This is a genomic window from Roseovarius sp. EC-HK134, from assembly GCF_902498815.1.
Lineage (GTDB): Bacteria > Pseudomonadota > Alphaproteobacteria > Rhodobacterales > Rhodobacteraceae > Roseovarius > Roseovarius mucosus_A.
Genome location: NZ_LR701544.1, coordinates 449,081 through 462,189 on the forward strand (window position 1 = coordinate 449,081; position 13,109 = coordinate 462,189).

The 13,109-nt window shown below is 61.7% G+C and carries 12 protein-coding genes; 5 read left to right on the top strand and 7 right to left on the bottom strand.

All coding sequences use genetic code 11. From position 1 onward, the window contains the following. The first annotated feature begins 2 nt into the window (after window positions 1-2). Entirely contained in the window at window positions 3-2,186 is a 2,184-nt protein-coding gene (locus GC127_RS06090) for a heavy metal translocating P-type ATPase (RefSeq protein WP_151977033.1), read from the top strand. A gap of 3 nt (window positions 2,187-2,189) precedes the next feature. Further along, window positions 2,190-2,348 carry a cbb3-type cytochrome oxidase assembly protein CcoS gene (ccoS, locus tag GC127_RS06095; protein ID WP_008281603.1) on the top strand — a complete coding sequence of 53 codons (159 nt, stop codon included), beginning with the start codon at window positions 2,190-2,192 and terminating at the stop codon, window positions 2,346-2,348. A 65-nt stretch (window positions 2,349-2,413) separates the two neighbouring features. Here the strand turns inward: ccoS and GC127_RS06100 are convergent, their stop codons facing one another. The 7 genes from GC127_RS06100 to GC127_RS06130 all read right to left on the bottom strand — a co-directional run bounded on the left by GC127_RS06100 (window position 2,414) and on the right by GC127_RS06130 (window position 10,564). After that, the gene (locus GC127_RS06100; RefSeq protein ID WP_037298006.1) at window positions 2,414-3,871 is read right to left on the bottom strand and encodes a D-alanyl-D-alanine carboxypeptidase family protein; all 1,458 of its coding nucleotides are present in this window, start codon (window positions 3,869-3,871) and stop codon (window positions 2,414-2,416) included. A gap of 225 nt (window positions 3,872-4,096) precedes the next feature. Continuing rightward, window positions 4,097-5,089, bottom strand: coding sequence for an ABC transporter substrate-binding protein (locus tag GC127_RS06105; RefSeq protein ID WP_037298008.1), 993 nt, complete (start codon window positions 5,087-5,089; stop codon window positions 4,097-4,099). A gap of 31 nt (window positions 5,090-5,120) precedes the next feature. Next, complete coding sequence (locus GC127_RS06110; RefSeq protein WP_151977035.1) at window positions 5,121-5,966, bottom strand: ABC transporter permease; 846 nt, start codon at window positions 5,964-5,966, stop codon at window positions 5,121-5,123. Further along, window positions 5,966-6,841, bottom strand: coding sequence for an ABC transporter permease (locus GC127_RS06115; RefSeq protein WP_081506912.1), 876 nt, complete (start codon window positions 6,839-6,841; stop codon window positions 5,966-5,968). The genes GC127_RS06110 and GC127_RS06115 overlap by 1 nt, the downstream gene beginning before the upstream one ends. A gap of 48 nt (window positions 6,842-6,889) precedes the next feature. After that, window positions 6,890-7,675, bottom strand: a complete 786-nt coding sequence (locus GC127_RS06120; protein ID WP_008281608.1) for an ABC transporter ATP-binding protein — start codon at window positions 7,673-7,675, stop codon at window positions 6,890-6,892. A 95-nt stretch (window positions 7,676-7,770) separates the two neighbouring features. After that, a complete protein-coding gene (hydA, locus tag GC127_RS06125) occupies window positions 7,771-9,234 on the bottom strand; it encodes a dihydropyrimidinase (protein ID WP_151977037.1) in 1,464 nt (487 codons plus the stop codon). Window positions 9,235-9,313: 79 nt separating this feature from the next. Beyond that, window positions 9,314-10,564, bottom strand: a complete 1,251-nt coding sequence (locus GC127_RS06130; RefSeq protein ID WP_151977039.1) for a Zn-dependent hydrolase — start codon at window positions 10,562-10,564, stop codon at window positions 9,314-9,316. Between the two features lie 146 nt (window positions 10,565-10,710). Here GC127_RS06130 and GC127_RS06135 point away from each other — a divergent pair, with 146 nt between their 5' ends. The 3 genes from GC127_RS06135 (at window position 10,711) to rfbB (ending at window position 13,090) form a co-directional block, all read left to right on the top strand. Continuing rightward, window positions 10,711-11,358 (top strand): TetR family transcriptional regulator C-terminal domain-containing protein, encoded by a 648-nt coding sequence (locus GC127_RS06135; protein ID WP_151977041.1) that lies wholly within the window; start codon window positions 10,711-10,713, stop codon window positions 11,356-11,358. A 116-nt stretch (window positions 11,359-11,474) separates the two neighbouring features. Beyond that, window positions 11,475-12,044, top strand: a complete 570-nt coding sequence (gene rfbC, locus GC127_RS06140) for a dTDP-4-dehydrorhamnose 3,5-epimerase (RefSeq protein ID WP_151977043.1) — start codon at window positions 11,475-11,477, stop codon at window positions 12,042-12,044. Then, a complete protein-coding gene (gene rfbB / locus GC127_RS06145) occupies window positions 12,041-13,090 on the top strand; it encodes a dTDP-glucose 4,6-dehydratase (protein WP_151977045.1) in 1,050 nt (349 codons plus the stop codon). Before rfbC ends, rfbB begins: the two co-directional genes overlap by 4 nt. The last annotated feature ends 19 nt before the right edge of the window (window positions 13,091-13,109 follow it).

Here is a 13,109-nt window from a genome sequence, read left to right on the forward strand (position 1 = left end):
CCATGACCGCCACGATGCGCCCTTCGCCTTCGGCTTGTCCGGCCTGCGCTGCCGCCCCGGCGGCCGAGGCTTTGGCGGCAAGCGCCTTGCCACGGGCGCAAATTGCGTTGTCTTTGCCCACAATTCACTGTTCGGCCTGCATTTCCAAGATCGAGCGGGCGCTCGCTGCGGATAGCCGGGTGAATTCGGCGCGTGTCAACCTGACCCTAAAAAGGGCCAGCATTGACGCGGCCCCCGGCGTGACCGCCGAAGAGATGCGCACGCTGGTCGAGGGGCTGGGATACGAGGCCTATGAACTGGATCAAGGCACGCTGAACGCCACGGCGAATGACCGCGCCGGGCGCGACCTCTTGATGCGGCTGGCTGTTGCCGGATTCGCCAGCATGAATGTCATGCTGTTGTCGGTCTCGGTGTGGTCCGGGGCCGAGGACGCAACGCGCGATATGTTCCATTGGATTTCCGCCGCGATCACCCTGCCGGCGATTGCCTTTTCCGGTGTGCCGTTCTTTCGCAATGCCTGGGCCGCGCTGCGCAACGGGCGGCTCAATATGGATGTGCCGATTGTGCTGGCGATTGTGCTGGCGATCATCACCTCGCTTTGGGAAACCATGCTGTCGGGCCATCATGCCTATTTCGATGCGGCGATGGCGCTCACGTTCTTTCTGCTTGCGGGGCGGTATCTGGATCACCGGACGCGGGCGATAGCGCGCTCTGCGGCAGAGGAGCTGACCGCGCTCGAAGTGCCGCGCGCGACGCGGCTGGTCGATGGCCTAGAAGACGTTGTCAACGTCGCACAGCTGGCCGTTGGTGATCTGATCCTCGTGCGGCCCGGTGGGCGGATGCCGGTGGATGGCGAGATTGTCAGCGGCACGTCCGAGATCGACCGCTCGCTTTTGACGGGCGAGACCCTGCCGGTTTTTGCGGGATTGGGGCAGGTGGTGAGTGCAGGTGAAGTGAACCTGACCGGGCCACTCACGATTCGCGCCACGGCGGTGGGGCGTGAAACTTCGCTGCACCGCATGGCCGATCTGGTGGCCATCGCGGAGTCGGGGCGCTCGCGCTATACCTCGCTCGCCGATAGCGCCGCCAAGCTCTATGCGCCGGGGGTGCATATCCTTGCGGGGCTCAGCTTTCTGGGCTGGTATCTCTACACATGGGATGTGCGCACCGCGCTCAATATCGCCGCTGCGGTTTTGATCATCACCTGCCCTTGCGCGCTGGGGCTGGCGGTGCCTGCGGTCACGACGGCGGCCTCTGGGCGGCTGTTCCGGCGGGGGATGTTGATCAAGCATGAAACGGCGCTGGAGCGCTTGGCACAGGTGGATACGGTCGTGTTTGACAAGACCGGCACGTTGACCACCGGCGCGCCGCAAGTCACCAATCTGGATGACCTGCCGCGTGAGGCGGTGGAATTGGCGTTGGGGTTGGCGCAGGGGTCTTCGCATCCGCTGGCGCAGTCGATTACCCGCGCTGCGCGCGCGGCGGGAATTGTGGCTGCTGACCTTACAGACCTCACAGAAGTGCCCGGATATGGAACCAAGGCCAGCTATATGGGCCAAGAGATCCGCTTGGGGCGCGCCAGCTGGACCGGGGCGCAGGGCCGCGCCGAGACGGCGACCTTTCTCAAGGTTGCTGATCAGGCCCCGCTCGCCTTTACCTTTGCTGATGCGCTGCGGCCCGGTGCCGCCGAGGCAGTGCAGGGGTTGATGGATCAGGGCAAGCGGGTGATCCTGATTTCCGGCGATACCACTCCTGCGGTCGAGGCGCTTGCCACGCGCCTTGGCATTCCGCAGTGGATGGCCGAGGCGCTGCCCGCCGACAAGGCGGCGCGCGTGGCGGCATTGACCGCCGAGGGGGCGCATGTGCTGATGGTGGGCGACGGGCTCAACGATACGGCCGCCTTGGCCGGGGCGCATGTGTCAATATCGCCGGCTACGGCGCTTGATGCCGCGCGGGTGGCATCGGATATCGTGCTTTTGGGCAATGACCTTGCGCCAATTGCAGCAGCTTGCGTGACGGCGAAATCCGCCACGCGCCGCATTCGCGAAAACTTTCAGATCGCTACGGTCTATAACGTCATTGCCGTGCCATTGGCCGTGGTGGGGCTGTGTTCACCGCTCATTGCGGCCTTGGCCATGTCGCTGAGTTCGATCACCGTATCCCTCAACGCGCTGAGATTGAGATAAGCGATGAATATCCTCACCTATCTGATCCCGATTTCCCTGATCCTTGGGGGCGTCGGGCTTGTGGCGTTTGTGTATACGGTGCGCTCAAACCAATATGACGATCCTGAGGGCGACTCGCGGCGCATCCTGTCCGACGATTGGGATGATCGCCCCAAACCATGACACCGATTTCATCTGGCCGGAAATACCTCGGGGGTTTGGGGGCTGGCCCCCAATCCGCCGTGTGCTCAGCTTGGGCCGATCATGAAGCAGGTGACTTTCTTGGCCTGAAGGCGGCGACAGGCAAGATCGGCGCTTTCGCGGGTCATGCCCATGAAATTGGCGTCGAATCCGGCGGGGCGTTGCACCACTTTGCGCAGGCTGCCATCCAGTGTCGCCATCTCGTTCAACGCCGTTTGCAAAAGCATCTGGCGCGCCTTGTATTCGCTGGAATAGCGGCCCACGTTGATCCCCCAATGCCGCCCGCCAGAGGTAGAGACGCGGGTCACGACCTCGGGTTCTGGTTCCGGTGCGGGGGCGCTGGCCAGCACAATCTCGGTCGGGCGCTGTTCCGGGCGGATTTCGGGGGTGACGGCGGCGCTGCCTTGGGGAAGGGGGGCGGGTTCGGTTGTGGCTGTTGCAACCTGTTGGGCGGCCAGTAGCGCGCGTTCGATGTCATCCCGCGCGGCGATGGCTGGTATCGGGGCGGCGGGCAAGGGGCGCGATTGCGGGCGCAGGCTCTTGACTACAGCGGCAGCGGTGGTGAGGCGCACGGTCTTGGCGGCGACGCTTGGGCGGTCCTCGCCTGCGGCGATCATCACCGGGGCGGTGCCAAGTTTGCCCAGATAAGGCGGGCGCGCCGGGCGATGCACGGCGACCTGCGTCGGTGCCTTGTTAAAGCCCAAGTCCAAAAGCTCGGCCACTTTGGCATTGCGCGATGCGGTGGACTGTCCGCCAAACACAGTCGCGATGATCCGTTCGCCATTGCGCTCGGCGCTGGCGGTCAGGTTGAACCCTGCGGCGCGCGTATAGCCCGTCTTGATCCCGTCAGCCCCGCGGTAAGCCTCGAGCAGGCGGCGATTGGTGTGGCTGACCGACGTCACGCCAGCATCGGTGGTGATGCGCGAGAAGAGGTTGTAATATTGCGGAAAATCATAAAACAGGTGCCGCCCCAGAATAGTCATATCGCGGGCGGTGGACAGATGGCCATTCTCGGTCAGCCCATGGGCATTCTTGAAAGTGGTGCGCGTCATGCCAAGCGCCTCGGCGGTGCGATTCATACGACGGGCGAATTGCGCCTCGGACCCTTCGATCGCCTCACCAAGCGCGGTGGCGGCGTCATTGGCGGATTTGACTGCTGCGGCGCGGATGAGATAGCGCAGCGCAATCGAGCTGCCCGCGCGCACGCCAAGTTTGCTGGGCGGTTCAGACGCGGCGTGTTTGGAAATCACGACTTTGTCGTCAAGGCCGATTTCGCCATTCTCGATCGCCTCGAAGACCACGTAGAGCGTCATCATCTTGGTTAATGAGGCCGGGTGCAGCCGCGTGTCTGCGTTGTTGGAATAAAGCACCTCGCCATTGCGGGCGTCCATCACCAATGCTGCATAGGGTGCGGCGACCGCGCTCAGCGGCACAATCACCAGCATCCAGAAAGTTGCGAACGCCACCAAGCCCCAACGGACCGGCTGTCTGCCCCGTGTTTTCATAGAACCGCTCTTTTACTGCCTCGCGCCGCCGGTTTTCCGGCTGGCATTGATTTATAGCTTTAGCGTATCACAACCATGTTTTCGTTTAAAGTGTTCATTTGAATAGATTTTTGAGATGCGCTGACAAGATGTGGTGGGGGGTGTAGTTCAAACCCCTAGATCAATGACGGGTCAAAAAAATGGCCCGGACAAGCGCCGGGCCATCGCGTGTCTTTGGATCAGGGATCAGTTTAGCGCCGCATCGCTGATCACATGGGTCCATGCGCCGTCACCGGGATGCGCGCTGATCACCGGGTCAGAGCCGCCCGAGAGCAGCGATTGCACCGTGCGCTCGTAATCCTCGGGGTCGAGCGCGCCGTTGGAGCCTGCGGTCAGCTTGGCCACCTCGGTCATCATGCGGATCTGGTGCTCTTCGGTCTGCGCGCCGGTTGCGTCATTGTCGAGCACGATCATCGCGGCCTCTTCGGGGTTTTCCTCGGCCCATTTCCAGCCCTTCATCGAGGCGCGCACAAAGCGCGTAAGTTTGTCCACCTCTGCTGGATCGCTCAGCTTTTCTTCTAGAACGTAAAGCCCGTCTTCCAGTGTGGCGACGCCTTGATCCTCGTATTTGAAGGTGATGAGCTGATCCTCGGTGATGCCTGCGTCGATCACCTGCCAGTATTCGTTATAGGTCATGGTCGAAATGCAATCGGCCTGTTTCTGCAACAGGGGATCGACGTTGAAGCCCTGTTTGAGCACGGTCACGCCGTCGGCCCCGCCTTCGGTTGGAATGCCCAGCTGGCTCATCCAGGACAGGAACGGAAACTCATTGCCAAAGAACCAAACCCCGAGCGTGCGCCCCGGAAAATCCGCAGGCCCCGTGACACCGGTTTCCTTAAGGCAGGTCAGCATCATGCCCGAGGATTTGAAGGGCTGTGCGATATTCACCAGTGGCAGCCCCTTTTCCCGGGCCGAAAGGGCGGCGGGCATCCATTCCACGGTGACATCCGCGCCACCCCCTGCGATCACCTGCGTGGGGGCGATATCCGGCCCGCCCGGCTTGATCGTGACGTCGAGGTCTTCTTCCTCGTAAAAGCCCTTGTCGAGGGCCACGTAATAGCCCGCGAATTGCGCTTGCGTCACCCATTTGAGTTGCAGCGTCAGATCATCTGCCGCCTGCGCCATGCCTGCGACGCTTGCCAGTGCGGCGAGGCTGAATAGTCCTGTCAGTTTCTTCATGGTTCTCTCCCGTGTTGGTGGTTTCTTGATCTTATGCCCGGCTCCGTTGGGACGGATGCCAGAATGTCACTGCCTTTTCCACAAGCGCCACAGCGCCGTAAAATCCAGAGCCCGCGATGGCCGCGACCACGATTTCGGCCCAGACCAGATCGAGCGCCAGTTGCCCGACCGAGGTCGAGATGCGGAATCCCATGCCCTTGATGGGCGAGCCAAAGAACTCTGCCACAATCGCCCCGATCAGCGCCAGAGTTGTCGCGATCTTGAGCCCGTTGAAGATAAAGGGCATCGCAGCGGGCAGGCGCAGCTTGAACAGGGTTTGCCAATAGCCAGCGGCATAGGTGCGCATCAGGTCGCGCTGCATGGCGTCGGTATCTGTCAGGCCCTGCACGGTGTTCACCAGCATGGGAAAGAACACCATGACCACGACGACCGCCGCCTTGGACTGCCAGTCAAAGCCGAACCACATCACCAGAATGGGGGCCATGCCAATGATCGGCAGAGCGGCCACGAAATTGCCCACGGGCAGCAGGCCGCGTTGCAGGAAGGGAAAACGGTCGATGGCAATAGCGGTCAGGAAGGCCGCGCCACAGCCCATGACATAGCCGGTCAGCGCGCCCTTGAGCGCGGTCTGCACGAAATCGGCCCAAAGGATATGGGTGGATTTGGCGAATGTCGCGGCAATGGCGGTGGGCGCAGGCAAAAGGACCGGTGAGATCGAAAGGCCCCGCACCAGACATTCCCAGATCACCACGATGGTAAGGCCAAAGATCACAGGCACCAATAGCCGCGTGGCCCGTGTTTTAGGCCCGTGCGACAGGCGGGAATTGATCCCCCAGCCAAGCGCCCATGTCAGCACTCCAAGCGCGAGCCACCCCATCACGCCATCCCCATCCGCTTGAGCGTGATCCGCTGGATCAGGCCAATCAGCCCCACCAGAACCGCCGCCAGCGTTGCGGCCATGATGAGCGCCGACCAGATTTGGATGGTCTGGCCATAATAACTGCCAGCCAGCAGGCGCGCGCCAAGGCCTGCGACAGCGCCCGTGGGTAATTCGCCAACGATGGCCCCCACAAGGCTTGCGGCCATGCCGACCTTGAGCGAGGTGAAGAGATAGGGCATCGACGAGGGCAGGCGCAGCCGCCAGAATGTTTGGCTGGCGCTCGCGTTCCAGGTGCGCATCTGGTCAAGCTGCATGGGTGTAGGGCTGCGCAGCCCCTTGACCATGCCGACGACGACCGGAAAGAACGACAGATACATCGAGATCATCGCCTTGGGCAGCAGCCCGGAAATGCCCACGGCATTCAGCACCACGATAATCATCGGGGCAATCGCCAGAATGGGAATGGTCTGGCTCGCGATGACCCAAGGCATCACGCTCATGTCCATGGTGCGGTTATAGACGATGCCGATAGCCAGCGCGACGCCAAGGGCGGTGCCAAGAACGAACCCGAGCGCTGTGGCGCTGAAGGTGATCCAACTGTGATAAAAGAGCGAGCGTTTGGAAAATCCGCGCCCCTCCAGCACCATGGCACCGGTGGTGTTCCATATCTCGGTGACAACCTGATGCGGCGCGGGTAGCTTGGGTTTGTCCTGAGACCAAGTGTCCGCCACCAGTGCGCTCATGGTCAACGTCTCGCCTGCCCGCGCCGCCTGATCCCGCGCCCATTGCGCGTTGAGCGCCACAGCGGCGGCATACCAGAGCGCCAGAAGCGTGGCGACGATGGTAAGAACAGGCAGGAGATTGCGCATCATAGCCCCGCTGCTGTCAGAGGGGAGGGGGCGCACTGCGAAAAGCGGGCGTCAGAGGTCATCGCTATGCCCTGCACGCAGCCCTTCGCGGACGCGATGGGCGATGTCGAGGAATTCTGGCGTTTCGCGGATGTCGAGCGGGCGAACGCGCGGCAGCGTGCTCTCGATCACATCGGTGATACGACCGGGGCGGGGCGACATCACCACGATCTTGGTGCTCAGATACACCGCCTCGGGGATGGAATGGGTGACGAAACAGATCGTCTTGTTGGTGCGATCCCAGAGATGCAAGAGTTGTTCGTTGAGATGATCGCGCACGATCTCATCAAGCGCGCCAAAGGGTTCATCCATCAAAAGCAGATCGGCATCAAAGGCAAGCGCGCGGGCGATGCTGGCGCGCTGCTGCATGCCCCCTGAAAGCTGCCAAGGGTATTTCCGCTCGAACCCCGCGAGATCGACCAGTTCCAGCACGCGCTTGACGCGGGCCTCCTGATCGTCGCGCGCATAGCCCATGATCTCGAGCGGCAGGCGGATATTGCCGCCGATGGTGCGCCACGGATAAAGCCCCGCCGCCTGAAACACATAGCCATAGGCGCGCGATTTGCGTGCCTCTTCCGCGCTGGCCCCATTCACGGTCAGGCTGCCGCCGGTGGGATGCTCCAGATCGGCCATGCAGCGTAGAAAGGTGGTCTTGCCACAGCCAGACGGGCCGATGAAGCTGACGAAATCGCCCTTCTCGACCTCAAGGCTCACGTCCTTGAGCGCGTGGACCGGGCCATCGCCGGTCTGAAATGTCAGCGACAGATCGCGCGCGCTGATGACTGTATTGCTGCTCAAACCCTATCCCCTGCTGGCCCGGGCGCTACTGCGCCCGGCTGGCTGATGCTTGTCAAGAGGCGCGCCCCGCCATGAGGGCCGCGCGCGCCATATTCTCAGATCCCCGCCGGGATATTCAGCGGGTCGCGCTGGATCATCTTGGGGGCGGTCAGCGCCTTCCATTTTGACAGCGCCTGATGGGCCGAAGGAAAGGCCGGGCGAGGCACAAAGCGGCCGCGCCCCGGTTGCGGCTGCGAGTTTTGCCCCCAGGCCCAGATCACCTCGCCACGGCTGATTGTATAGCGCGGCTGCGCCTTGACCTCGAACCCTTCAAAGACATTGTAATCAAGGATGGAATGGTGGTTGGAGGCGCTGATCGTCTTGGTGATCTTGGGGTCCCAGACCACGAGATCGGCATCGGCCCCTTCGACAATCGCGCCCTTCTTGGGGTAGATGTTCAGGATCTTGGCCACGTTGGACGAGGTGACGGCGACGAATTCGTTGAGCGTCAGTCGCCCGGTTTCCACACCATGCGTCCAGAGCACGGCAAGCCTTTCCTCTAGCCCGTTGGAGCCATTGGGGATGATGCGGAAATCGTTGCGCCCGGCGCGTTTTTGCGCGGTGGAAAAGGCGGCATGATCGGTGGCGACCACTTGCAGAGACCCCGCCTGCAACCCGGCCCAGAGGCTATCCTGATGATCCTTGGAGCGGAACGGGGGCGACATGACGCGGCGCGCGGCATGATCCCAATCCTTGTTGAAATACTCGGATTCGTCCAGTGTCAGGAATTGAACCAGCGGCTCTCCGTAAACGCGCATGCCCTTTTGCCGCGCGCGCCGGATCGCCTCATGCGCCTGTTCGCAAGACACATGCACGATATAAAGCGGCACGCCCGCCGCGTCGGCGATGCAGATGGCACGATTGGCGGCCTCGCCTTCGAATTCGGGGGGGCGGGAATAGGCGTGGCCCTCTGGCCCGGTGATCCCCTGATCAAAGTATTTCTGCTGCATCTCGGCCACCAGATCACCGTTTTCGGCATGAACCATCGGCAGCGCGCCCAGTTCGGCACAGCGTTTGAACGAGGCGAACATCTCATCATCCTCGATCATCAAGGCCCCCTTGTAGGCCATGAAATGCTTGAAGGAATTGACGCCCATATCGACGGCGTCCTTCATTTCGGTAAACACGTTTTCATTCCAGCCGGTGATGGCCATGTGATAGCCGATGTCAGAGCAAATCTGCGGCGCGCTCTTGCGGTGCCAGTCGTTGATGGCGTTCTTGATGCTGCCATCTGCGCCTGGCAGGCAGAAATCAACGATCATTGTCGTGCCGCCACAGGCCGCCGCCCATGTGCCGGTTTCAAAGGTTTCTGCGGCGGTGGTGCCCATGAAGGGCATTTCCAGATGGGTATGCGGGTCAATGCCGCCGGGGATGACATAGGCATCTGTGGCGTCGATCGTGCTGTCGCCCTTCAGGTCTGTGCCGATCTGTTTGATGGTTTCGCCTTCAATCAGCACATCGGCCTTCCATGTGCGGTCGGCGGTGACGACGGTGCCGTTCTTGATGACTTTGGTGGTCATTGGGGGTCTCCCTGTCTTTGTGCCGCGTGGGCGTTCATCTGGCTCTAAATACCTCGGGGGTTTGGGGGCTGGCCCCCAATCATTCCACCACCTCCGCCGTTTCCAGCACGGCATGCAGGAGCACATCTGTGCCGGCGCGCGCCCAGTCCGGTGTGATTTCCTCTGCCTCGTTATGGCTCAGCCCGTCCTTGCAGGGGCACATGACCATGGTTGTAGGATACACTTTGTTGATCCAGCAGGCATCGTGACCCGCGCCCGAGACGATGTCCATATGGCTATAGCCCAGCCGGTCGGCGGCGTCGCGCACGCGGGCGGTGAGGGTTTCGTCAAAGGCGGGTGGGTCGAAGGCCCCGACGACTTCGGCGCTGAATTTCACGCCCACGTCTGCGCATAGGCCGGGGGCGGTGGCCATGAGTTCCTCTGCCATGGCCTCGAGTGTTTCCAGCACGTGAGAGCGGAAATCGACGGTGAACACCACCTTTTCTGGGATCACGTTGCGGCTGTTGGGGTAGACGTCGATATGGCCAATCGCGCCTACGGCATTGGGCTGATATTGCAGGGCGATTTCGTGGACGAGTTCCGTGACCCGCGCCAACCCGCGCCCGGCGTTGCGGCGCATATACATGGGCGTCGATCCGGTGTGCTGGCCTTTGCCTGTGACCGTGCATTCGATCCAGCGCAGGCCCTGCCCGTGGGTGACGACGCCGATCTGTTTGCCTTCGGCCTCTAGGATCGGGCCTTGTTCGATGTGCAACTCGAAAAACGCGTGCATCTGGCGCGCGCCAACCTTTTCCGGGCCTTTCCAGCCGATACGCTCCAATTCATCGCCAAAGCGTTTGCCCTTTGCATCCACCCGGTCATAGGCCCAATCGCGATCCATAACGCCTGCAAAGACGCCCGAGGCCAGCATCGCGGGGGCAAAGCGGGTGCCTTCTTCGTTGGTCCAGTTGGTAAGGACGATCGGGTGCTTGGTTTTGATATCCAGATCATTCAGGGTGCGGATGAGTTCGAGCCCGGCCAGCACGCCCAAGACGCCATCATATTTGCCGCCCGTGGGCTGCGTGTCGAGATGGGAGCCGACATAGACCGGCAAAGCCTGCGGGTCGGTCCCCTCTCGGCGGGCGAACATATTGCCCATTTCATCCACGCCCATGGTCAGGCCCGCCGCAGTGCACCAGGTTTGAAAGAGAGCGCGCCCCTCGGCATCTTCATCCGTCAGGGTCTGGCGGTTGTTGCCGCCCGCGATGCCGGGGCCGATCTTGGCCATCTCCATCAGGCTGTCCCAGAGCCGGGTGCTGTTGATCTTGAGGTTTTCGCCGGGTGCTGACATGGGATTGCTCGCTTTTTTACCATTTGGTAAACTTACGATTGCGTGGGGCATGGGCAGTGTCAAGATTCGTCTTGGGGCCAGCCCCTGATCTGGCTAAGCTGGGCAACGGGGCGCTGAAAAATGTGCCTTGCAAGGAAAGGAAGAGGATGCTGCAATCCCCCGCTGCGCAGGCCGGTCGTAAATCCAGCCGGATCCAAGTGCGCAACCGCAAGCGGATTCTGGAGGCGGCGCTTGAGGTGTTTTCCACCCATGGCTATCGCGGCGCGACGCTGGATCAGATCGCGGCAGAGGCGGGGCTGAGCAAGCCAAACATCCTCTATTATTTCGAGGGCAAGGAAGAGATTCACGTCACCTTGCTCAATCAGTTGCTGGATGCCTGGTTGGCCCCGTTGCGCGCGATTGATCCGCAGGGGGAACCGCTGGACGAGTTGATGGGCTATGTGCACCGCAAGCTGGAGATGTCGCGCGATCTGCCGCGCGAAAGCCGGCTGTTTGCGAATGAGATCCTGCAAGGTGCGCCGCGCATGGTGCCACATCTCGACAGTGTGCTGAAGCCGCTGGTCGATCAGACCGCAGCGGTGATCGAAGGCTGGTGCGTGCAGGGCAAATTGGCGCCGGTCGATCCGCGCCATCTGCTGTTTTCGATCTGGGCCACAACGCAGCATTATGCCGATTTCGAGGCGCAGGTGGGGGTGCTGATGGGCGAAGTGGATGTTCATACCGGGGCGGTGGCGCATCTGGAGGCGCTGTTTCGGCGGCTTCTGACGCCGGGTTTAATCGTGGAGAATAGCTAGAAACCGGCCGCCCGGACTTTGTGTCTGGCCAAAAACGCGTCGATTTGCCAGAAGGTAAGGAATAGAGGCGCAGTGGGGCAATTGCCTTGCGCCACATGAGGGACTACGAGCACGGCATGCAGATTGAACAGACTAACCTACCCGGCGTGGTGATCCTAACGCCCGCCCGTCATGGCGATACGCGTGGCTTTTTCAGCGAGAGTTGGAACCGGCGGCGCATGCAAGAGGCTGGGATCACGATTGATTTCGTGCAGGACAACCATTCGCTGTCAGAGCAGGTGGGCACGGTGCGGGGGCTGCATTTTCAATCGCCGCCGCATGCACAGGCCAAGCTGGTGCGCTGTGGGCGTGGGGCGCTTTATGATGTTGCGGTGGACATTCGGCGCGGCAGCCCGACCTATGGGCAATGGGTGGGCGTGGACCTGAGTTTTGAGAACGGGCGTCAATTGCTGATCCCCGTGGGGTTCTTGCACGGTTTCGTGACGCGCGCGCCGATGACCGAGATCATCTATAAATGTTCGGATTACTACGCGCCTGAGTGCGATGGTGCGGTGCGGTTCGATGATCCAGAGATTGACATTGATTGGGGGATTGATCCCGCGGCGGCGGTGCTGAGCGGTAAGGATGCCAAAGCACCCTTGCTACGCGAGTTCGTGAGCCCTTTTGTTTATGAGGCCAAGGCATGAGGCTTTTGATCACGGGCGGGGCCGGGTTCATCGGGTCGGCGGTGGTGCGGCTGGCGGTGGCGCGGGGGCATGAGGTGATCAACCTCGATGCGCTGACCTATGCCGCCTGCCTCGAGAATGTGGCGAGCGTGGCGCAGAGCCCGCTCTATAGCTTTGTGCATGCCGATATCCGCGACCGCGCGGCCCTTGACCGGGCGTTTGCCACACATGCGCCCGACGCGGTGCTGCATCTGGCCGCCGAGAGCCATGTGGACCGTTCGATTGATGGCCCCGGCACCTTTGTCGAGACCAATATCACCGGCACCTACAACCTCTTGGAGGCGGCGCGCGGGTATTGGCAGGCGCGAAACAAACCCGAGGGGTTTCGGTTTCAGCATATTTCGACCGATGAGGTGTACGGCTCTTTGCCAAGCGACCCGAGGATCAAGTTTACCGAAGACACGCCCTATGATCCGCGCAGCCCCTATTCAGCGTCCAAGGCGGCGTCGGATCATCTGGTGCGCGCGTGGCACGAGACCTATGGCTTGCCCATATTGATCACCAATTGCTCAAACAATTACGGCCCGTTCCATTTCCCGGAAAAGCTTATTCCGGTGATCATTCTCAACGCTTTGGCGGGCAAGCCGTTGCCGATTTACGGCGATGGGTCGAACGTGCGCGACTGGCTCTATGTCGAGGATCACGCCGAGGCGCTCTTGACGGTGCTGGAACGGGGCGTGCCGGGGCGGTCCTATAACATCGGCGGCGAGAATGAGCTGAGCAACCTGGACTTGGTGCGTAAGCTTTGCGCGGTGCTGGATGAATTGGCCCCGCGCGACGATGGTCTGTCTTATGCCGCGCAGATCAGCTTTGTCACAGACCGTCCGGGGCATGATGCGCGCTATGCGATTGATCCCACACGCATCCGGGCCGAATTGGGCTGGCGGCCCTCGGTGACGGTGGACGAAGGGGTGCGGCGCACAGTGCGGTGGTATCTGGAGAATGAGGCGTGGTGGCGCGCGCTCTTGGCGCGCGACGGTGTTGGCAAGCGGTTGGGCGCAGGCTGAGCAGACAGAAGCAAGGGAC

Bases quoted from the DNA above. Each gene is read 5' to 3' on its own strand.
- GC127_RS06090 (WP_151977033.1), top strand. From the start codon at position 3: ATGACCGCCACGATGCGCCCTTCGCCTTCGGCTTGTCCGGCCTGCGCT.
- ccoS (WP_008281603.1), top strand. From the start codon at position 2,190: ATGAATATCCTCACCTATCTGATCCCGATTTCCCTGATCCTTGGGGGC.
- GC127_RS06100 (WP_037298006.1), bottom strand. From the start codon at position 3,871: ATGAAAACACGGGGCAGACAGCCGGTCCGTTGGGGCTTGGTGGCGTTC.
- GC127_RS06105 (WP_037298008.1), bottom strand. From the start codon at position 5,089: ATGAAGAAACTGACAGGACTATTCAGCCTCGCCGCACTGGCAAGCGTC.
- GC127_RS06110 (WP_151977035.1), bottom strand. From the start codon at position 5,966: ATGGGGTGGCTCGCGCTTGGAGTGCTGACATGGGCGCTTGGCTGGGGG.
- GC127_RS06115 (WP_081506912.1), bottom strand. From the start codon at position 6,841: ATGATGCGCAATCTCCTGCCTGTTCTTACCATCGTCGCCACGCTTCTG.
- hydA (WP_151977037.1), bottom strand. From the start codon at position 9,234: ATGACCACCAAAGTCATCAAGAACGGCACCGTCGTCACCGCCGACCGC.
- GC127_RS06130 (WP_151977039.1), bottom strand. From the start codon at position 10,564: ATGTCAGCACCCGGCGAAAACCTCAAGATCAACAGCACCCGGCTCTGG.
- GC127_RS06135 (WP_151977041.1), top strand. From the start codon at position 10,711: ATGCTGCAATCCCCCGCTGCGCAGGCCGGTCGTAAATCCAGCCGGATC.
- rfbC (WP_151977043.1), top strand. From the start codon at position 11,475: ATGCAGATTGAACAGACTAACCTACCCGGCGTGGTGATCCTAACGCCC.
- rfbB (WP_151977045.1), top strand. From the start codon at position 12,041: ATGAGGCTTTTGATCACGGGCGGGGCCGGGTTCATCGGGTCGGCGGTG.